The sequence below is a fragment of the Domibacillus enclensis genome, from assembly GCF_900156125.1.
GTDB lineage: Bacteria > Bacillota > Bacilli > Bacillales > Domibacillaceae > Domibacillus > Domibacillus enclensis.
Genome location: NZ_FTLX01000004.1, coordinates 214,178 through 234,823, shown reverse-complemented (window position 1 = coordinate 234,823; position 20,646 = coordinate 214,178). Strand labels below are relative to the sequence as shown.

Sequence of the window (20,646 nt, the reverse complement as noted above, 5' to 3'; positions counted from 1 at the left end):
TTTTTTCCTTCACCTCCCAGGGCAATAAGTAGATTATTTTCTATACCCATTTTCTCAGCAACTATTCAATCTATTTTTCGATTATCTGCATTCCTTCACAGGCAACCGCATAATGAACCGCATGCTTCAGCGTTGCAAAGCATTTCAAGTCTGTTAAGTTAATGCCTTTTTTCGTCATTTCCAGCCCAAGCTCGGGCGAGATACCGGCTACAATCGGCACAGCGCCGATCAATTGGACAGACTGCGTCACCTTTTCAAGCATGCTGACAATCAAATTATTCATCGCTTTAATACCGGTCACATCAAGAATAAGCATCGTCGCTTTATTCTCCACAATCGCTTGAAGTGCTTTTTCGGTGAAATCATCAGCACGCTCCTGATCAAACCGCCCCATGACCGGGGTGACGAGAATGCCGTCCAGCACTGGAATGACTGGCGACGACAGCTCACGGATCATTTTCCGGAGCTCAAGCGTCCGGTTTTCAACCATCGCTTCAAGCTGTGTGATCGTTTGCTGCTCCTGTGTCTGAATATGCTCCCGTACATTTTCGGCAGGCGTCATCGGCGACGGATACAGCTCGATTTCTTTATAGGATTCGTTTTCTGTCGATGAATATTCCGTGACCTTGTACCAGATCGTTTCTCCGAGAAGACCGCTGAACAGCCCTGCCCAGTGCCCGCCCAAAAATGTGCCGGCGCTTTTTTTGCCCTGCGCCTGAACGACCTTGCTTTCCCAGTCATTTCGAATCGACAAAACGGCACGGCGCTCGTTTAAGCAAAGCTTTTTAAACTCCGTAGCGCCCCACCCTGCTGCCGCATAAATATCCGGCAAAAACGACAAAATCAGCTCATTCTCCTGTCCGCTTTCTTTGTAAAAGGTGCTGACAATCTTGCCCGTCCGGTAGCCGGCCGTTTCCATTACGACACGCACCGATTCCGAGCCCGTTACTTCCTCAATGGTATCGATAAAGGTTTTCAGCGCCGTTTTCGTCCAAAACAGCACTACGTCTGCGCCTTCAAATTGAAAGGAGCCGCTTGACCGTTCCCATTGAAGCGTCGTGCCGCTCACTTTTATTTCCTGCTTTTCCTGCATCCATAATCCCTCCCGAATTTCCTCATGTTCCTATTCTACAATGAGTATCATCTGTTTAACAGTTTTGCCCCGTTTTTTTAAGAAAATGATATAATGATCAAAAACGAACAAGGAGTTTTTATTTACATGAGTATTTTATCAGTCAGCCGCCTGAGCCATGGCTTCGGCGACCGCGCGATTTTCAACGACGTTTCTTTCCGATTGCTGAAGGGTGAGCACATTGGGCTTATCGGGGCAAATGGTGAAGGAAAATCGACGTTTATGAACATTATTACCGGGCAGCTTCAGCCGGATGACGGAAAAGTGGAATGGTCGAAGAATGTCCGTGTCGGCTATTTAGATCAGCATGCTGTTTTAAAGCAGGGCGTGACGATTCGTGATGTTCTCCGCACAGCTTTTCAATATTTATTTGATATTGAAACAAATATGAATGAGCTGTTCGGCAAAATGGCCGATGTGACACCGGAGGAGCTTGAAAAGCTGCTTGAAGAAACCGGTACGATGCAGGATTTGTTAACGAACAATGACTTTTACATTATTGATGCCAAAATCGAAGAAACAGCTCGCGGGCTCGGCCTTGATGAAATCGGCCTTGACCGTGATGTTCACGACTTGAGCGGCGGGCAGCGGACAAAGGTATTGCTGGCCAAGCTGCTGCTTGAAAAACCGGATATTTTGCTCCTGGATGAGCCGACCAACTATTTAGACGAGCAGCACATTGTCTGGCTGAAGCGCTATTTGCAGGAATACGAGAACGCCTTTGTTCTTATTTCCCATGACATTCCATTCTTAAATGATGTGGTGAATTTAATTTACCATATGGAAAACCAGCAATTAACTCGTTACGCAAGCACGTATGATGAGTTCCTTCGCGTGCATGAAATGAAAAAACAGCAGCTTGAAGCCGCTTTTAAACGCCAGCAGCAGGAAATTGCCGGCTTAAAGGATTTCGTGGCCCGCAATAAAGCACGTGCTGCAACGAGCAACATGGCGATGTCCCGCCAGAAAAAGCTTGATAAAATGGACATTATTGAACTTGCGTCTGAACGGCCAAAGCCGGAATTCCGCTTTAAAGAGGGCCGTACACCGAGCAAGCTTATTTTTGAAGCGCGCGACCTCGTGATCGGATACGATGAGCCGTTGTCACGGCCGCTAAACCTGCAAATGGAGCGCGGACAGAAAATCGCCCTCACCGGCGCAAACGGAATCGGGAAAACGACCTTGCTGAAAAGCTTATTAGGTGAAATCCCGCCCGTTTCCGGTAAAGTGGAACGCGGCGAAAACCTGTTAATTGGCTACTTCCAGCAGGAGATTAAAACCGACTCGAAAAACACCTGTATTGAAGAAATGTGGACAGAATACCCTTCCTTTACACAATACGAAATTCGCGCTGCGCTGGCGAAATGCGGCTTGACGACCAAACATATTGAAAGCAAGGTGTCCGTCCTCAGCGGCGGTGAAAAAGCAAAGGTCCGCTTATGCAAACTGATCAACCAGGAATCCAACCTTCTCGTGCTGGATGAGCCGACGAACCATTTGGACATTGATGCAAAGGAAGAATTAAAGCGCGCATTAAAGGATTTCAAAGGAAGCGTTTTGCTCATTTCCCACGAACCAGAATTTTACCAAGATGTGGTGACTGGCATTTGGAACGGGGAATCCTGGACAACGAAAGTATTTTAATTAGTAGGTCTTTTTAATCATTTTCCGTTTTTCGACAATATCCGACATTTTTTGAACGCTGTTTTCGCTACACTGGTGAAAACATTTCAGGAGGATACACATTGAAGAAAAACGGATGGGTTTTTTTATTTTCTGCCGCTCTGTTAGCCGGATGCGGTGCCCAGGAGGCAGAAACAAACACGAATGAAGCAGCACCAGCAAAAGAAGAACAAGCGAGTGTTTCCGAGGAGATGACCTTTGTCTATCCGGCAACACTGGAAGAAGCGGTCGCCGCAGAAGGAAACTGGTGGGAAAAAGTTGAAGACGGTGAGCTGACGGACGAAGATAAAGACTCTATCGTTCAACAAATCGGAGAAATAGACGAAGCCGAGACAGACGAGGAATCGCGTCAGGCTGCTGTCAGCAAGCTGCTGTTTGACACCTTTCATCCCGAACTCCCGCCCATCAATGAATTCACACCCCAGGAAAAGCTGTCCCTTGATGAAATCGACAGCGCTTCTAACATAAAATTAAACGGACGTGAAGTAAAAGAGCATGTGAACGTCGCTATTTTACTGGACGCATCGGGGTCCATGAAAGCGGAAATCGACGGAAAAAGCAGAATGACCATTGCGAAAGAAGCCATTTCCCAATTCGCCGCTAATTTGCCGGAGCAGACAAATGTATCTCTTTCTGTTTACGGGCATAAAGGCACCGGTTCAGATACGGATAAAGGACTCTCGTGCGGTGCCATTGAAGAAGTCTATCCTTTAGGAACGTACGAGGAGTCTGCTTTTAATCAGTCTGTTGAAACCCCTCAAGCAAGCGGCTGGACACCTATTTCCGCAGCGCTTGTAAAAGCAGGGGACACGCTGACTGCTGCTTCAGCTGGAAAAGAAGCGACAAACGTAATTTACGTCGTATCAGATGGAAAAGAAACATGTGATGGCGACCCTGCTGAAACAGCCAAACAGCTTGCTGAATCTGATATTCAGGCGATCATTAATGTGATCGGCTTTTCAATTGAAGATGCGGACCAGGCCGCATTAAAAGCAGTCGCTGATGCGGCAGAAGGTGAATTCATCGAAGCCAAAAACGAGCAGGAGCTCAAAGCTGAATTTGAAAAATCAAATGACGCTATGACCGACTGGATTAATTGGCGCAATGCTCATACAAGTGATGCCATTAATCAGAAAAACAGCGATGTAACAGATTTAATTAATTTAAAAAACAAATTTGTGAACCGTATGATTGAGTATAAAAATACGTCTGTAAATCTCCTTATAGCGGCAAATAATGAATTCGATCTTGATCCTGATGTGTATGACGGTGTCCGCAATGATTTGGAGGAGTATTATGAAACGATCAAGGGTTTAGCTGAAGAAGATTACGAAGCAAAACGAAACAAAGTGGAAAACGACTATGACGACGTTCGAAATGAAATTGATACCCAATACGAATCAAACACAGGAGAATAACAAATGACTCACCGTTACGCACTGTCCTGGAGCGGCGGCAAAGACTGCATGATGGCACTGCACAAGCTGCAAAAGCAGCACGTAGACGTGGTCTGCCTGATCACAACAGCACCCATTGAAACCGGCCGCACATTCGGGCACGATGAAAAAATGGAGCTCATTGAATCACAAAGCCGGATGCTTGGCATTCCCGTCCACTTTATACGGTGCCGTTATGATCATTATACAGCTGACTTTATTGCTGACTTGCGGCTCCTGAACGAATCTTTTTCACTGGACGGCATTGCCTATGGGGATATTTATACAGACGCTCACTTTGAATGGGGAGAAACGACAGCCGCAGCCGCAGACCTGCAAGCCTTCTTTCCGTTGCGCGCCACCCCTTCAGCTGCCGCGAACATGCTGGAAGAATTTATCGATACCGGCTACAAAGCAACCGTTATCCGCGTGCGAAAGGATAAGCTCTCACTAGATTATCTTGGCAGAGAGCTCGATCCTTCTTTTGCAGCGGACATCGCCAGAACAGACTGCTGTCCAATGGGTGAAAACGGTGAATACCATACATTTGTTCACGATGGACCGCTGTTTCAAAGCCCCATTCCGCTTCAAAAGGGCAAGATACTGGAATCAGAAGCAACATACCGACTGGAACTAAATAATAGATGAAAAAAGGAGACGGCACTTGGCTGTCTCCTTTTTGTTATTTTGCTGGAATCGCTTTTCCTTTGAAAAATTCATATTTCTCAAGCTCGACACCGGTTTGACGGGCGATTTTCTTTAACTCTTTTTCCTGAAATTCGCTCGTGATTAATGTTATCACTGTGCCGTCTCCCCCGGCACGGCCGGTTCTGCCGGATCGGTGAGTATATTCTTTTGCGTTATGCGGTGCTTCAAAATGAAGAACATGTGTGAGTCCTTTCACGTCAAGCCCGCGCGCGGCCACATCCGTCGCGAATAACAGCGGTGCTTTTCCGCTCCGGAAATCACGGATGGCCTTTACCCGCTCTTCTTTACGAAGCTCGCTGTGCAAAACACCATTCTTGACGCCTTTGAACGAAAGCTTCTCAGACATGACATTCACATCGGTAATGTCTTTAATAAAAGCAAGCATACGCTCTGGCTCAAACGTCCGCATGACCTTTTCGATCATCTGCTGCTTTTCCTTCCATTCACACGTGAAATACAGGTGACGGACTGTTCCCCCCTGCGGCAGGCTGTCTTTTTTAATTTGAATGGTTTCCGGCTCATTCATCAGCTCTTTTGCTTTTTGCTCCGCTGCAGCCGGCAATGTAGCGGAAAACAGAGCAAGCTGACGGTCTTTTTGGGTCGCTTTAATAATGGCCTGCACCGGCTCATAAAGAGCTGTTGTGAACAGCTCATCGCCTTCATCAAGAACAATCAGCTTCACTTCATGCATTTTTAGTTTTTTCAGTTGAATAAGCTCAAGCAGCCGGCCTGGTGTGCCGCAAATAATATGCGGCGGCTTTTTCAAGCGGTCTGTCTGCCGTTTGATGTTGGCGCCACCGATCATGCCGGCTGATGTGATGACACCGCCGCCAAACGTCCGAATTTCCTCTTGAATCTGCATGATCAGCTCGCGTGAAGAGGCCATAACAAGCGCCTGAACCTGGTTGCGCTTCGGATCAATTTTTTGCAGCATCGGCAAAACGTATGCCAGTGTTTTCCCGGTTCCGGTCGGAGACTCCGCAATAACGTCACGTCCTTCGAGAAGCAATGGAATCGCCTTCTCCTGAACAGGCATCGCCTGTTTAAAGCCCGCTTTTTCCCATGATTCCTGTATAAATGGCTGGAGCAATGATAGAAAATCTGGTTGTGTTGACATAAAATCTCCTCTTATCGTTTTTGTCTATTATCCATTCTTTTCGAATGTTTAACAATGACAAAATAAGGTTACAGTACAGAAAACGATTTCTTAGGAGGGGTACAGTGAATCAAAAGCGAGATAAAGGCAAGATGGATAATCCGGAGCAAATCGAAACCGACAAAGAAAGCTTATACGATCAATTCGAAGAGGAACAAAATGTCGATGCGATTCCTTTAGAAGATTTGAAACTCGAACAGCGCGAGGAAAAAGATAAGCATGGAACGAAAAAAACTTCTTCCAGCGAAGAAAAATATCCCGACTAAAAAAACCGGACGACTGCGTATTTCAGCAGGCTCGTCCGGTTTTTCATGTTTCAGATGTTTCCTAAAATGGCGCAATCATTAAGAATAGGGCGCAATTCCGAGCGAATTGCGCCTTATATTCAATAATTGCGCTATAAATATAAAAATTGCGCTGTAAATTCAATGATTGCGCCATCTTCCCCGCCAGCTTACCTTGACACGTAAGGATTCCCCGCTACCCAAAAGCGCCACGGGTACTCTTTCGCTTCGCCGGTATTCGGAATGCCAATCCGCGGGCCTGTTTCTATTTTCTCCGGAGCAAAGCCGGGTGCGATATAAAGCGGCGGCTCATCAAAGCGGTTTCCGTAATCCGTCATTTGAATGCCGAGAGCCTTTGTCAGCTTTCCCGGTCCACTCGTTAATTGTCTTCCGGATACACCGCTGCGCCGCTCTTCCATTAACTCGATCCCTTCATGCGGCTCCACAGCTCGGATTAAAACAGCCTCCGGCACACCCACATCTCCGCTGACAACGTTAACGAGGCAATGAGTGTGCATCACGTACGTGTATACACGTCCAGCTTCTGCAAACATCACTTCTGTACGCTTTGTCCTTCTATTATTATAGCTATGTGCTGCTCGGTCGAGCGGCCCCCTGTATGCTTCTGTTTCCACAATAAAACCTGAAGCGGTGCCTTCCTCCGTTTCCTTCACAAGAAGACATCCAAGCAAATTGCGCGCCAGTGTCAAGGTAGGCAATTTGTAAAAGGCTTCGCTGACCGGCTTATAGCTGTTCGAATCGTTCGGTAATTCTCCGCCGGTCTGTTTCATTTAAAATATCCTCCTCTACTTTAGCCCGCACGTATTCACCAAATTTGCGGACTTTCTTTTGTATAGCCGGGGTCTGATCCCGTTCAATCATTTTCAATGCATCAAACACTGCAATCAGCACGGAGACACGGTCTCTTCCTGAATAGCAGATTTCATAAAATGTTTCGTATAGAAGTTCTTCAAAAGGACGCTGCGGAACAATTAACCGCTCGTCGTATACAACGTATTGTCCGTCCAGATAGCTTGCTTCCTTTAATGCCATGCCAATGTGGCGAATGCTGTCAATCGCTGTATTCGGATCATTTGCTCCCGGCGCCAGCGCACGGAGCGTAATTTCAGCCAGTTTTTGAATGGCGAACTCCACGTCCTGAGCAGGCGCCCGTTCATCTCCGACTTTAACAGAGGCATGAATAGCTTCAGCAGCAGCTTTTGTTCCGTACACTTTAGCCATCGGTGCTTTTTTGATGACAAACGATCCGATCGGTTCCAAAAGCTCGATCGTACACTGATGCTTCTCTGCCGCTTCTAGCAGCTTTTTCACTTCGTACAGCTGAATATATCCTTTTTTCTCAAAATGGAGCTGGGTCCATTCCTTTCCTTCAAGGTCAGGCCTTTCAGCTGTTCGTCTTCCCTGCTTACCCATTTTTTCAATCATTTCAACGGCTTCATCAGCAATTCGGTCGATCAGCTTCGTCACTTGTATGGAATTCGCCACGTGCTGCAGGAAGTGAGCAAAAAAGATTAAGCAGATGAGAGCAATGCACACACCCACTGCTGCAGATATAACCGGATCGTCATCATTTACTTCCCGAATAAACAGCAGGGAAAACATGGAATAAACAAACCCGCCCATAAATACGCCCAAAACGCGGAGTGTTACTTTATCATGAATAAAATTTTGCAGGATACGGGGTGAAAATTGACCTGAATAAGTCGTTAATACGACCATTAAGGTTGAAAACGTAATAGAGGTCATGGTGAGCAGTGAGCCTGCGATCGAGCCGAGGATAGTCTGCGTCAAGGACGTGCTCGTCAGCAAACGGTTCGGCACCACTTTCTTCACGGTTTCATAATGAGCGATATCAATCCAAACAATGAGAATGGCCAGCAGCAGCGCGCCAATGCTGTAAATGGCGGGTACAACCCAGATGTGTCGTGCGATGTTTAATTTCATCCGTTCTTTGATCATGGCTCCACTTCCTTTCCTTTCTTTTTCCGTTTTTGCTGTTTTACGAAACATTTTCTGTTACTTTCCGGCTCATTCAGGGTACAGTAAAACAAAGCACTTATTTTCAGGAGGTATGAGTATGGAATGGATTGGCTGGGCAAGTCTTGCAATTCTAATCATTGCGCTCGTTTTTCTTGCTGTTTCGGCTGTAAAAGCAGTTAAATCAATGAAGCCGAAAATCGATCACTTAAAAGCAGCACAGGAGCGTATTCAAACAGAAACCAATAAAATTAAAGGGGAAACAGATGAACTGAAGGTCCATCAGGAACACATTATGGCGGATGTGGATCATGCAAAACAGGCTGTTACCCTCACCGTAAATGAAACAAAACAAATACCGCAAAACGCCAAATTTTTAGCAAAAACAGCCCTGGAATCAAGAAAAAATAAAAAAACTGCGAAAGCTTGATGCAATGGGAATGAAAGGCTTTTCGGCACTCGGTCGGAGAGCCTTCTTTTTTTTACATTTTTTCTGGTTTCGTTATAATGGTTACCGTTACGTTAAAACAGAAAGGATGTCTCGATGGATTATTTGTTGTTAGTTTCAGTTGTCATTTACATGGCTGCTATGCTGTTCATTGGGTGGTTTGCGTATAAAAAAACCTCCAACTTAACAGACTATATGCTTGGCGGCCGCGGGTTGGGTCCTGCCGTTACGGCGCTTTCTGCCGGTGCTTCGGATATGAGCAGCTGGCTCCTAATGGGGTTGCCGGGTGCGATGTACTTAACCGGGATCAGTTCTTCCTGGATTGTATTCGGGCTGACACTCGGTGCATGGGCGAACTGGCTTTTTGTTGCGCCAAGATTGCGTACGTATACAGAGGTGGCGAACGACTCGATTACGATTCCCGGCTTTTTGGAAAATCGCTTTGATGACAAGTCCAAAATGCTGCGTCTCGTATCAGGGATCGTCATTTTAGTTTTCTTCACGTTTTATGTTTCTTCCGGTATGGTTTCCGGCGGTGTTTTATTTAATACAACATTTGGCCTTGATTACCGGACTGGCTTGTTTGTCGTTACAGGCATTGTTGTTGCTTACACACTCTTTGGCGGGTTTTTAGCTGTCAGCTGGACCGATTTTGTTCAAGGGATTATTATGGTCATCGCCTTGATTTTAGTTCCGATTGTGGCATTGATGGAAATTGGCGGACTTGATACAGCTGTGTCAGAAGTGCGTTCAATCGATCCGAACATGCTGAATATTTTTCAAGGACAAAGCTTAGTAGGCATCATTTCATTGTTCGCATGGGGACTCGGCTACTTCGGTCAGCCGCATATCATCGTCCGTTTCATGGCGATCACGTCTAGGAAAGATGTGAAAACAGCGCGCCGGATCGGCATGAGCTGGATGATTTTCTCAACAATTGGTGCGATGTTTACCGGCTTTCTCGGCATTGCGTATTACTCGATGAACGGGATGACGCTTGAAGATCCTGAAACAGTTTTTATTGCACTTGGTGATATTTTGTTTCACCCGATCATAACCGGCTTTATTTTATCAGCGATTTTAGCTGCTGTGATGAGTACCATTTCTTCTCAGCTGCTTGTCACATCAAGCTCGCTGACAGAAGACTTGTACAAAACGTTTTTCCGCAAGGACGCCTCGGATAAAGAGCTTGTCTTTTTAGGGCGCCTGTCAGTGTTGATCATTTCCGTTATCGGCCTGGCGCTTGCCTGGGAGCAAAACGATACAATTCTTGGACTGGTCAGCTACGCGTGGGCAGGCTTTGGCGCTGCATTCGGACCGGCTATTTTACTTAGCTTGTACTGGAAACGCATGACGAAATGGGGCGCACTAGCCGGAATGGTTGTCGGTGCTGTAACCGTCATTGTCTGGTCGAAGGTGCCGGCTCTTGCTGAATGGTACGAGCTCATTCCGGGATTTGCTTTCTCCCTTATTGCTGTGATCGTTGTAAGTCTTATGACGAAAACAGAAGGGATCACAGAAGAACGGTTCGACGAATTCACCGCGAAAATGAAAGAATAGCGCCCAGCCCTTTCTTTCGTGCGGTCAGTGAAATATAATAAACCTACATGACCTTAACAGAGAAAGGCTGGTATCACCTTGGAACAATCATCCAATTTTATTCGCACGATTATCAAGCAAGACTTAGAAACAGGCAAACGAGATCATGTTATTACTCGCTTCCCGCCTGAACCGAACGGTTATCTTCATATTGGACACGCTAAATCCATTGTCATCAACTTCGGCTTAGCGGACGATTTTGGCGGCAAAACGAATTTGCGCTTTGACGATACAAACCCATTAAAGGAAGATCAGGAATATGTCGATTCGATTAAGGAAGATGTGTCCTGGCTCGGATATGAGTGGGATGAACTTCACTATGCATCGAATTATTTTGACGAAATGTATGACCGGGCTGTTTTGTTAATTAACAAAGGGCTCGCATATGTCGATGATTTGTCCGCAGATGAAATCCGCGAATACCGTGGAACGCTAACAGAGCCGGGAAAAGAAAGTCCGCACCGTTCGCGTTCAGCTGAAGAAAACCTCGATTTGTTCGAGCGCATGAAAAAAGGCGAATTCGCTGACGGATCAAAGGTGCTTCGCGCAAAAATCGACATGGCGTCGCCAAACTTAAACTTGCGTGATCCGGTTTTATACCGTGTGTCTCACGCGACTCATCATAATACAGGGGATACGTGGTGCATTTACCCGATGTATGACTTTGCTCACCCGCTAGAAGACGCGATCGAAGGAGTGACCCATTCTCTTTGCACAACAGAGTTTGAAGACCACCGTCCGCTTTACGAATGGGTCGTCCGTGAGTGTGAGATGGACATGCAGCCGCAGCAGATTGAGTTCGGCCGCTTAAATATCACTAACACGGTAATGAGCAAGCGCAAGCTGAAGCAGCTTGTCGATGAACAGCACGTGGATGGCTGGGATGACCCGCGCCTTCCAACGATCTCAGGGATGCGCCGCCGGGGCTTTACAGCGGAAGCCATTCGTGAATTCGTCAAAGAAACAGGCGTTTCGAAAGGATCAGGCGTTGTCGATTCTGCGATGCTGGATCACTTTGTCCGTGAAGACCTGAAGCTGAAGGCGCCGCGGACAATGGGCGTTCTTCGTCCATTGAAGCTTGTCATTACGAACTATCCTGAAGGAGAAATGGAATGGCTGGATGCGGAGATCAATCCGGAAAATCCGGAGATGGGCACGCGTCAAATTCCGTTTTCCCGTGAAATTTATATTGAGCAGGAAGACTTTATGGAAGAGCCGCCAAAAAAATACTTCCGGCTTTTCCCTGGAAATGAAGTTCGTTTAAAGCACGCGTACTTCGTCAAGTGCGAGGATTTCATTAAAGACGAAGACGGCAACGTGGTTGAAATTCACTGTACGTATGATCCGCGGACAAAAAGCGGATCAGACTTTAATGAGCGCAAAGTAAAAGGAACCATTCACTGGGTTGACGCCACTCATGCGGTTCCAGCAGAATTCCGTTTATACGAGCCGCTTATTCTGGACAGTGAAGAAGAAGACGAAGAAAAAACATTCCTTGATTACGTGAATGAAAAATCACTCGAAACACTGAATGGCTTTATCGAGCCGAACTTACAGAACATTGACGCGCAGGAAAAGCTGCAGTTTTTCCGGCACGGCTACTTTAACGTCGATCCGAAGCACTCAAAGCCCGGCAAGCCGGTCTTTAACCGGATCGTGTCTTTAAAAAGCTCGTTCAGACTATAAAAAAAGAGAGCCTCTGCTACGGTAGCAGAGGCTCTTCCTTTTTTTATTTCTTTTTATTTTCTTTATCGTCTTTACCAAGCTCTTTTTTCAGTTCTTTTTTGATTTCCCGCTTGGCTTCACGCTTGATTTCTTTTTTCAAATCCTTTTTGTCTGCATCGGCTTCTGACGTTTTATGCTCAACTGTTTCTTCTACTTCCTGCTTCAGCTCTCCCATTAATTCCTGCTTAATCTCGTCCTTGAGCTCCTGCTTCACTTCCTGTACGAGCTCCTGCATGAGGGCTGATTTGCGGTCAGCTTCTGGGTCTGGCTCTTTGACGTCTTGTTCCGGGAGTGCCCAGACGGAGACTGATCCTGCGTTTACCGGGAACGTTGCGCAGCCATCTTCCCCAATTTCAATGATTTCTTCGCGTGAATTCAGCATGTCGACCCACTTCTCACCGGCCCGTTCTTCGCCGACGCACATGTGCTTTTCGCCGCCTTCTTCACTGTTATTAATGACAACCGCACAGCCGGAGCGCTCAATTTCCGCTGTTCCTTTTCTTATCCAACCAACAGTGTTTGGGTGGTCAAAATAATCCACCTGCTCCCCGTAAGCCTTGTGCAGACGGCTGTACAGGAGCGGATCAATCGCTTCTTTTTTCGGATCAACCGGCTCATCGCCGCCAATGCCGTAATAGTCACCGTAAAAAACGCACGGATAGCCATCTTTACGGAGCAGTGTCAGTGCATAGGCACTTTGTTTAAACCAATCGGCCAGGAAGGACTCGAGCGCTTCTCCCGGCTGCGTATCATGGTTATCCACAAACGTCACGGCATTTTGCGGATAATTGGCGACAACTGTTCCTTCAAATATTTTAGACAGGTCGTATTTTGCACCTTCCTGCGATGCACTGAATAAATTATATTTAAGCGGCACATCAAACAAATGAATGCGTCCGTTTGTTTCTTCAATCATATTCGCACACGGCTCAAGCTCCGACACCCAGAATTCGCCAACAAAAAAGAAGTCATCGCCCCGTTCTTCCACTACTTCTTTTGAGAACTCATCGACGAAGTTGTGATCGATGTGCTTGATGGCATCAAGGCGGTAGCCATCACAGTCAAGCGTTTCAGCCATCCATTTGCCCCATTTGATCACTTCTTCACGTACTTTCGGATGACGATAGTCAATATTGGCAAACATTAAGTAGTCGTAATTGCCAAATTCATCGTCTACGTTGTCATTCCAATTTTTATATTCACCTTCGATTCGGAAAATGCCGGTGCGGTCTTCTTTTGCATCAAAGTCCGTTCCGTTAAAGTGCTGGAACCGCCACTCGAAATCAGAATACTTTCCTTTTCTTCCGGGAAACGTAAACTTTGTCCACCCTTCAATTTCAAATGGTTCTTCCGATATCACTTTTTTCCGGTCGTTTTGATCCACTTCGACAACGGCGAACCGCTCTGTTTCATCCGCCCCCGCTTTATGGTTCATCACAACATCCACATATACATGAATGCCCGCATCATGACAGGCTTTGATGGCGTTTTCGAGTTCTTCCTTTGTTCCGTATTTCGTCGGCACTGTTCCTTTTTGATCGAACTCGCCCAGGTCAAATAAATCGTACACACCGTAGCCCGTGTCCTCCGCAGACTGTCCTTTTGTTACTGGAGGTACCCAAACGGCTCCGATCCCCGCGTCCTTTAATTCCTTTGCTCTTTCCTCAAGTCGTGCCCAATGCTTTTGGTCCGCAGGTAAATGCCATTCAAAAAATTGCATCATTGTACGATTTCGTTCCATCATCATCTCTCCTGTCATCTGCTTGTGAAACACAATATAATCTCTGTATACCCCATTTTCACAAAAAATGATCCATTGAACAAAAATAAATCGGCTGTCCAGTAAACTGGACGCCGATGATGAGTTAAGCGGTTTGAATCGCCATGGCGATTTCATCACAGCTCGGGAATTTCGGACAGTGGATGCAGTCTGTCCATACCTTTTGCGGCATTTCGGTTTTTTGAATCACTTCGAATCCGCACTTTTCAAAGAAAACAACCTGGTAGGTTAATGAAATCAGCTTTGGAATACCGATCAGCTTCGTTTCCTCTACAACCCGTTCAACGAGCATTTTTCCAATGCCGCGTCCCATTGCCGTGTCTTTTACACCAAGTGATCGGATTTCAGCGAGATCATGACCGAGGATCGCGAGGCTGGCAATGCCCAGTATTTCTCCCGCTTCTTCTGCCACAAAAATAGATTGCAGATTCAGGACAAGCGAGTCCTTCGTTCGCGGCAGCATCAGCCCTTCATTTGCATAATGATTCACGAGTTCAAATACTTGTTCCACGTCAGCCAGCACCGCTTTACGTACTTCGATCATGATTTCTCACCCTTTCCGTTCTTATATTATCTTTCTATCTTACTAATTTCCCACTGTATGTCAAGTGATTCTATACATTTTATTTGAATAATTATTCAAATACCCTTCACTTGTTCCCGAATCTCATTGTATAATGATAACATCTTACGAAACGCTGGGAGGATTTTCTTTGACTCAATTTCCAAAAGGATTTATGTCCTGCTCTGTGAACGCAGGGATTAAAGATGATACACTCGATTTCACGATTATTTTCTCCGAAACACGCGCCTCTGCCGCCGCAATGTTTACGAAAAACCAGTTTTGCGGTGCACCGATTGTGGTCGGAAAAGACCATGTAAAGGATGGATACCTGCAGGCCATTGCCGTCAACAGCAAAAACGCCAATGTCGCTACAGGCGAGCAAGGCTTAAAGGATGCTCAAACGATGACAGAAGCTGTAGCAGCTGAACTGGGCATAAGCGCAAGCGATGTACTGCCTTCCTCCACTGGAGTCATCGGCGTCCCGCTGCCGGTTGAAAAAATTACGGCTGCCGTACCGGGATTGAAGGCGCAGCTGTCTTCGCATGGTCTCGAGCAGTCCGCAAAGGCGATTATGACGACGGATACATACCCGAAATTCCGGTCTCGAAAGATCGGTGATGTCACGATCTCCGCTATGGCCAAGGGCTCCGGCATGATCGAGCCGAATATGGCGACGATGCTCAGCTACATTTTAACGGATGCCGCGATTGAACCCGCGGATTTGCAGAATATGCTGAAAAAAGCCGTTGATGTTTCCTTTAACAGCGTATCAGTTGATGGCGATACAAGCACGAGCGACACAGTGGCGATTCTGGCAAACGGCCTCGCCGGACAGGTGGACCTGAATGAGTTTGAAGCGGTGCTGACCGATTTATGTATAGAGCTCGCAAAAGAAATTGCACGCGACGGAGAAGGCGCGACGAAGCTTGTTGAAGTGCAGGTATCTGGAGCTGCCAATGATGCGGCTGCCAAAAAAATCGGCAAATCCATTATTAATTCACCGCTTGTGAAAACCGCCATTTTCGGCGAAGATCCGAACTGGGGGCGCATCATGTCTACAATTGGAAATGCGGAAGATGCGGTTGATACATCCGCCGTTTCGGTTTCCTTCGCCGATGTTTATGTATTTAAAAACGGAGCGCCGACAGAAGACAAGCGGGCTGAGCTTGAGGAATATTTGAAAACGAATGAAGTGCTAATTAAAATTTCGCTCGGTCACGGCACTGGACAAGCAACCGTATGGGGCTGCGATCTATCTTATGACTACGTGAAAATCAATGGTGAATACACGACCTAATCAACTAAATCCTGCGGCTAACGCCGATATTTATTTGTTAGCGCCGATAACCAGGGCGCGATCGCTGATACCTCCACATTCCGGCGATCGCGTCTTTGCTATCGGCGTTCTTTTTCATGTACCGGCGATACGTTTTTTTCTTGCCCCTCTGCATACAGTGTGCTATTATTATTCCTAACGAACGGTAGGAAGGCGATGAAAATGAAAGAAAAAATTAAGCAAGAAGCCGCTTCTCTTTTTGCTGAGCACGGCTACGCCGGTACTTCGCTTGCGCAGATCAGCGAACGGGTCGGCATTAAAAAGCCATCCTTGTATGCGCATTACAAAAGCAAGGATCATTTATTCGAGGTGTTGGCTGAAGAAGCATTTGAAGCGGAGCAGCAGCGGATTGCCACCACAGAGGATTTATATGAGCTGCTGTCGTCGATGCTGCATTTATATGAACAGGATGCACGGTTCCGGTTTTTAGTGACGAGCTCTTTTTTTTCGCCTGACTTTTTGAAAAAGGAGATTATGGCACAATATGATGTCCTTCTCCAGTCGCTTGAAGGGAAGATCTACGGCTTTGAGCGCATTCCGGATGATCAAAAAGAAGACGCTGCGGTCATGTATACGCTCATTTTCGACAGCATCGCAGTCGAGCTTTGCTATGGAACGAAAAAACGTTCCGAAAAGCGGCTGGATACAGCGTGGCGTGTATTTACACATTATTTTTTAAAGGAGCAGGAAAAGAAATGAACATAAAATGGCTTCTCGTGCTTGTCGCGGGATTTTTTGAAGTGGGATGGGCAGCGGGACTAAAGCATGCAGATTCCACTATTGAATGGGTATTAACGGTTCTTGCGATCGCTGTCAGCTTCGGGCTGCTCATTTATTGCTCCAGCCAGCTGCCGGCCACAACAGTTTATGCCGCCTTTGTCGGGCTTGGCACAGCAGGTACTGTCATGCTGGAAATGGCGGTATTTGGTGTTCCGTTCAGCTGGGCAAAAATATGGCTCGTGTGCCTTCTTCTGACAGGCATTATCGGGTTGAAGGTAGTCACCGTTGAAAAGGATGTGGTCTCATCATGACGTGGTTTCTATTAATCACAGCCGGTATCCTCGAGGTGGCCGGAGTGGCTGGAATGAATATGGTGAGCCGAAAAAAAAACGTCCTTTCCTGGATCGTGCTCATTGGCGGGTTTGGCCTGAGCTTTCTTTTCTTGTCGATTGCCATGGAATCCATTCCGATGGGAACCGCGTACGGCGTCTGGACCGGCATCGGCACCGTCGGAAGCGCCCTTCTCGGCATGATTGTTTATAATGAGCCCCGTGATGCAAAGCGTCTTCTCTTCATATCCATGATTGTTGTTTCAGTTATCGGCTTAAAAATCGTCTCATAACGATGAAAAAGAACTGCCGCGGCAGTTCTTTTTTACGTGAATTTCGTATTCAGCCAGCCGCAGAACAGAACGTAATCCTGCTTCACCCGCTCCTTGTAGGCGCAGGACATAAATATAAGCTGTGCCTCAAATGCATCATACTGATCACCAATGGCCTTGTAAATCTCTTCTTCGCTGTGGTAATCCAACAAAGAATGCTCAATGTCAATATCGGCTCTTGCATGAATCTTCGCTGCAATGCCGCCAAACACATCCAGCACTTTATCAAACTCTTTTTCATTTTCGATTTCCTCGGGCTTCACCCGCTTTTTAAACGGCGACCGTTCCCTTACATAAAAATGACGGCCTTCCATCGTCACAAAGCCTAAAAAGGGATCATCATGGTGATGCATCGCTTTTTGAGTAGTGATCACACGCTCGCCCTGATGGCTGTACTTCAGCCAGAACTCTTCATTATAGGGCATGAAATAAGCCGGAACCGGAGCACGGACTTCCTTCATTTCTAAAATGATATCGTCCAGCTCTTCTTCGCAATCATTCTTTCCTTCTATTAAAATATAATAGCGGTCAAGGCCGATCGAGGCTGTCCCCGAGCCATGCTTTCGAATGATATGCTTTATTTCATAAAATTCACTCTTTTTCCGGTCTGCTTCATCCAAGCTGTCGATGTAGTCCTGCCAGGCCGCTTCAATTTTTTCCTGTTCCTTTTGTGACACAGAAGTAAATTCTTCTGTAAGCTCGAACATCCGTGAACCGTCCTCTTTCACCGTCCACTTTTCAAGCAGCCTTGCGGAATCTCTTTTTTCGAGCTTTTTCAGCACTTTTCGAACCGGGCCTTTCGTGTTCTCTTCTGTATAAAAAAGCGTAACCGGGTCCTCTTTGCCTTTCACAAATTTTTTCAGCTGCTTGTAATACGCCTGAAGAAAGGCACGCATGCGCTCCTCCTGATCCTCAAGCCCATACTGCTCACAATAAAGAGCGATGCTAACCGTCATTCGAAGCAAATCATATACATACGATCCCATGTAGCCTTCATCAAAATCGTTCGCATCGTAGACGATTTCTCCTTCGCTGTTTTGAAAGGCACCGAAATTTTCGACGTGCATGTCGCCTTGAAGCCACGTCGGCTTATCCTCCGGTGTATGAAAGGAAAATGGAATCTTTGACACATCATAATAAAATAAATAGGTGCTCCCCCGGAAAAAACGGAATGGGCTTTCCGCCATTTGCCGGTATTTTTGTCTGCGTTTCTCATGATTCAGGCCCGTAATGCGTGAGTCAAATTCATTCAAGACGGTCTCTAATATAGTTGAGCGGAGCGCACGCCGCGTCTTCTGCACTTCCGCCATCCAGTTTTCAATCATCCAAAACCCCTCCCTCGTCCCTTTCATTTTACCACAACGAAAAAGAGCACGGTTCGTTAAAAACCGCGCTTAAAGAGGAAACCAGATTTTGGCTAAATAAATGACGATGGCGACGGTCACGCTGCTGAGAACGGTTGTGACGATCACTGCCTGAGAAGCAAATTCAGGATAGTTGTCGTATTCAAGCGCCAGCAGGGCACTATTTCGGGAGGTTGGAAAAGAGCTGGCGATAAACATTGCCTGTGCAAGCGTCCCATCCACATCAAGCAAAAAAATAACGAGCAGACCGATCACCGGCGAAACGATCAGCCTTGTCAGCACGGCCAAAAGGAGCGGCTTTGAAATAGACGTTATTTTCATATACGCACACTGGGCGCCAAGCGTTATCAACGCGACGGCTAAAAAGGCGTTCGAGGCATTCTCAATAGGCGACCAGATGGCCTGCGGTATTCCGATGCCAGCGGCTTTTAATCCAGCCGCCAGGATTAGCGCATGCAGCACTGGCAGCCGGAGCACTTTTTTCCACACATTCGCTCCATTCTCTGAAGCGGAAACCGAATTATAAAAGCCCCACGTATACGTGAGCAGGTTTTGAAAGATGGAAATGATAATTTGTACGGAAAGCCCGAGAGGATTTGCCGCAAACACAAGGCCGCTTACAGGAAGACCATAATTGCCAGAATTGCTCAGAACTGCACTGTTTTGAAAGCTCGACGACAACCTGCGGTCAAAGCCGGCCGCTTTTGAAATAATGATGCCTGCACCGATCAGCAGCCCGTTAAACAGCAGCAAATACACCATAACGATGCCCGCCGTGGAGCCTGATAAATTCGTTTCGTAAATATTCACAAAGCACACCATTGGCAGCAGAAAGTTGACCGTCAGCTGTGACAGCGTCGGCATATGAAGCGTATATTTCCGGTGTAAATATGCACCTGCTGCAATAAGCAGAAACATAGGGACAATAATTTGAATCATAACATTCATAAAAACAGCCATTATGTAACCGCCTCCAAATCAAAAAAAAAGAAAACGAAGCGCGGCGCTTCGTTTTCCCTGGGGATGTGACACACAACTGTTCACATCAGGGGATGGCATTACTGTATCATGATTTTCCCCGGACAAACAGATTGTTATCATATTATTCTTTTTATTCATTACGTTCACAGCGTGCTGGTTATTGCGAGCGCATGAACCGCTCTTTTACCCGCTTCATCCGGGCATGATATTTCAAAATATCAAGGCGGGCTTTTTCAGCCTCAGGCGCAATCGGACGCAGGTTTTCAATGTCCCAGTATTTAATAATAACATCAAGCACCTGGTCAAAGTATTCAAGCGGGCCATAATTGGCTTCCTTTGCAATGATCGCCATGCGGTCGTCGAAGTCCGGCATAACGGCTCCAGGCATTTGGAAATTTTTAATAACATGGCCAAGGTAATAGCAGTAATTCGGCTCCAGCTGCAGGTGAAACTTGATGACATCACGGTAAAACGCATAATGAAGCGTTTCATCCTTCGCAAGGCGGCGAAGCAGCCTTCCGAGGTCCGGATCATGCTTGTTCGCTTCCTTTGCCACGTTGTTGTAAAACACCATCGTCGCAAGCTCCTGCAAAGATGTGTACACCATCGTTTCAAACGGTGTATGGAAATCAGGCTCCCACCCGTTTTCGACTGTCATTTTATGAAGCTCATGCAGCCTCATCGGCTCGACGCTGCGCGTAATAAGCAAATACGTTTCCAGCAAGTTCGAATGTTGGTCTTCCTCTGCTGTCCATGTATGCACAAAATCTTGAATAATCGTCAGTGACCCTCTGAAGGTCTGGGCTAAATGGGATGTAAACCAGGGCAGGTTCACCTCTGTTAAAAGAGCGGTTTCAATCGCTACAACGATGTTCGGCGGCAGTGTTACCTGTGAAGGGTCCCACGGCACCCGGCGAAAATCCATTGCTTTATCCCACGGCAAAAACTCATGATAACCCCAGTCTATTTTAGCAGAACGTTTTTTATGTTCATCGTATAATTCTGTTAGTCTCGGCTCTAGTCGAAAATCAAGATCGTTAGTAAGCAAGGCTTATTCCCTCCTATTAGTA

19 protein-coding genes and 1 pseudogene are annotated in these 20,646 nt (G+C 46.6%); 11 read left to right on the top strand and 9 right to left on the bottom strand.

The window, feature by feature from the left end:
* Window positions 1–70 precede the first annotated feature (70 nt).
* Window positions 71–1,093 (bottom strand): STAS domain-containing protein, encoded by a 1,023-nt coding sequence (locus BW952_RS10445; RefSeq protein WP_045851916.1) that lies wholly within the window; start codon window positions 1,091–1,093, stop codon window positions 71–73.
* A 126-nt stretch (window positions 1,094–1,219) separates the two neighbouring features.
* On the opposite strand from BW952_RS10445, the gene BW952_RS10440 reads away from it, so the two are divergent.
* The 3 genes from BW952_RS10440 (at window position 1,220) to BW952_RS10430 (ending at window position 4,899) form a co-directional block, all read left to right on the top strand.
* Window positions 1,220–2,776 carry an ABC-F family ATP-binding cassette domain-containing protein gene (locus BW952_RS10440; RefSeq protein ID WP_045851924.1) on the top strand — a complete coding sequence of 519 codons (1,557 nt, stop codon included), beginning with the start codon at window positions 1,220–1,222 and terminating at the stop codon, window positions 2,774–2,776.
* A 101-nt stretch (window positions 2,777–2,877) separates the two neighbouring features.
* Complete coding sequence (locus BW952_RS10435) at window positions 2,878–4,233, top strand: VWA domain-containing protein (RefSeq protein WP_052698509.1); 1,356 nt, start codon at window positions 2,878–2,880, stop codon at window positions 4,231–4,233.
* Between the two features lie 3 nt (window positions 4,234–4,236).
* Entirely contained in the window at window positions 4,237–4,899 is a 663-nt protein-coding gene (locus BW952_RS10430; RefSeq protein WP_045851915.1) for a Dph6-related ATP pyrophosphatase, read from the top strand.
* 34 nt (window positions 4,900–4,933) lie between these two features.
* Here the strand turns inward: BW952_RS10430 and BW952_RS10425 are convergent, their stop codons facing one another.
* Entirely contained in the window at window positions 4,934–6,076 is a 1,143-nt protein-coding gene (locus BW952_RS10425; protein ID WP_045851914.1) for a DEAD/DEAH box helicase, read from the bottom strand.
* 104 nt (window positions 6,077–6,180) lie between these two features.
* On the opposite strand from BW952_RS10425, the gene BW952_RS10420 reads away from it, so the two are divergent.
* Window positions 6,181–6,381, top strand: coding sequence for a hypothetical protein (locus BW952_RS10420; protein WP_045851913.1), 201 nt, complete (start codon window positions 6,181–6,183; stop codon window positions 6,379–6,381).
* Window positions 6,382–6,569: 188 nt separating this feature from the next.
* Here the strand turns inward: BW952_RS10420 and BW952_RS10415 are convergent, their stop codons facing one another.
* The gene (locus tag BW952_RS10415; RefSeq protein WP_045851912.1) at window positions 6,570–7,190 is read right to left on the bottom strand and encodes a DNA-3-methyladenine glycosylase; all 621 of its coding nucleotides are present in this window, start codon (window positions 7,188–7,190) and stop codon (window positions 6,570–6,572) included.
* A complete protein-coding gene (locus BW952_RS10410; RefSeq protein ID WP_169714097.1) occupies window positions 7,144–8,379 on the bottom strand; it encodes a DUF2254 domain-containing protein in 1,236 nt (411 codons plus the stop codon). Before BW952_RS10410 ends, BW952_RS10415 begins: the two co-directional genes overlap by 47 nt.
* Before the next feature lie 118 nt (window positions 8,380–8,497).
* On the opposite strand from BW952_RS10410, the gene BW952_RS10405 reads away from it, so the two are divergent.
* The 3 genes from BW952_RS10405 (at window position 8,498) to BW952_RS10395 (ending at window position 12,130) form a co-directional block, all read left to right on the top strand.
* Window positions 8,498–8,827 carry a DUF948 domain-containing protein gene (locus BW952_RS10405; RefSeq protein ID WP_045851911.1) on the top strand — a complete coding sequence of 110 codons (330 nt, stop codon included), beginning with the start codon at window positions 8,498–8,500 and terminating at the stop codon, window positions 8,825–8,827.
* Between the two features lie 114 nt (window positions 8,828–8,941).
* Window positions 8,942–10,405, top strand: a complete 1,464-nt coding sequence (putP, locus tag BW952_RS10400; RefSeq protein ID WP_045851910.1) for a sodium/proline symporter PutP — start codon at window positions 8,942–8,944, stop codon at window positions 10,403–10,405.
* A gap of 78 nt (window positions 10,406–10,483) precedes the next feature.
* Window positions 10,484–12,130 (top strand): glutamine--tRNA ligase/YqeY domain fusion protein, encoded by a 1,647-nt coding sequence (locus tag BW952_RS10395; protein ID WP_045851909.1) that lies wholly within the window; start codon window positions 10,484–10,486, stop codon window positions 12,128–12,130.
* A 310-nt stretch (window positions 12,131–12,440) separates the two neighbouring features.
* Here the strand turns inward: BW952_RS10395 and BW952_RS10390 are convergent.
* A pseudogene (locus BW952_RS10390) lies at window positions 12,441–13,910 on the bottom strand (alpha-amylase); the annotation flags it as partial.
* Window positions 13,911–14,034: 124 nt separating this feature from the next.
* Window positions 14,035–14,493 carry an N-acetyltransferase gene (locus tag BW952_RS10385; protein ID WP_045851908.1) on the bottom strand — a complete coding sequence of 153 codons (459 nt, stop codon included), beginning with the start codon at window positions 14,491–14,493 and terminating at the stop codon, window positions 14,035–14,037.
* Window positions 14,494–14,662: 169 nt separating this feature from the next.
* Between BW952_RS10385 and argJ the strand changes: the two genes are divergently transcribed.
* The 4 genes from argJ to BW952_RS10365 all read left to right on the top strand — a co-directional run bounded on the left by argJ (window position 14,663) and on the right by BW952_RS10365 (window position 17,192).
* Window positions 14,663–15,811: a bifunctional glutamate N-acetyltransferase/amino-acid acetyltransferase ArgJ gene (gene argJ / locus BW952_RS10380; RefSeq protein ID WP_094031965.1), complete on the top strand. Its 1,149-nt coding sequence runs from the start codon at window positions 14,663–14,665 to the stop codon at window positions 15,809–15,811.
* 201 nt (window positions 15,812–16,012) lie between these two features.
* Window positions 16,013–16,549 carry a TetR/AcrR family transcriptional regulator gene (locus BW952_RS10375; protein WP_045851906.1) on the top strand — a complete coding sequence of 179 codons (537 nt, stop codon included), beginning with the start codon at window positions 16,013–16,015 and terminating at the stop codon, window positions 16,547–16,549.
* On the top strand, window positions 16,546–16,881 hold the full coding sequence (locus tag BW952_RS10370; RefSeq protein ID WP_045851905.1) for a DMT family transporter: 336 nt from the start codon (window positions 16,546–16,548) through the stop codon (window positions 16,879–16,881). Before BW952_RS10375 ends, BW952_RS10370 begins: the two co-directional genes overlap by 4 nt.
* Window positions 16,878–17,192 (top strand): DMT family transporter, encoded by a 315-nt coding sequence (locus BW952_RS10365; protein ID WP_045851904.1) that lies wholly within the window; start codon window positions 16,878–16,880, stop codon window positions 17,190–17,192. Before BW952_RS10370 ends, BW952_RS10365 begins: the two co-directional genes overlap by 4 nt.
* Window positions 17,193–17,224: 32 nt before the next feature.
* Here BW952_RS10365 and BW952_RS10360 read toward each other — a convergent pair whose 3' ends face one another.
* The 3 genes from BW952_RS10360 to BW952_RS10350 all read right to left on the bottom strand — a co-directional run bounded on the left by BW952_RS10360 (window position 17,225) and on the right by BW952_RS10350 (window position 20,624).
* Window positions 17,225–18,556 (bottom strand): DUF2252 domain-containing protein, encoded by a 1,332-nt coding sequence (locus BW952_RS10360; protein WP_045851903.1) that lies wholly within the window; start codon window positions 18,554–18,556, stop codon window positions 17,225–17,227.
* A gap of 69 nt (window positions 18,557–18,625) precedes the next feature.
* Window positions 18,626–19,555, bottom strand: coding sequence for an AEC family transporter (locus BW952_RS10355; protein WP_045851902.1), 930 nt, complete (start codon window positions 19,553–19,555; stop codon window positions 18,626–18,628).
* Between the two features lie 178 nt (window positions 19,556–19,733).
* A complete protein-coding gene (locus BW952_RS10350; RefSeq protein ID WP_045851901.1) occupies window positions 19,734–20,624 on the bottom strand; it encodes an acyl-ACP desaturase in 891 nt (296 codons plus the stop codon).
* Window positions 20,625–20,646 lie beyond the last annotated feature (22 nt).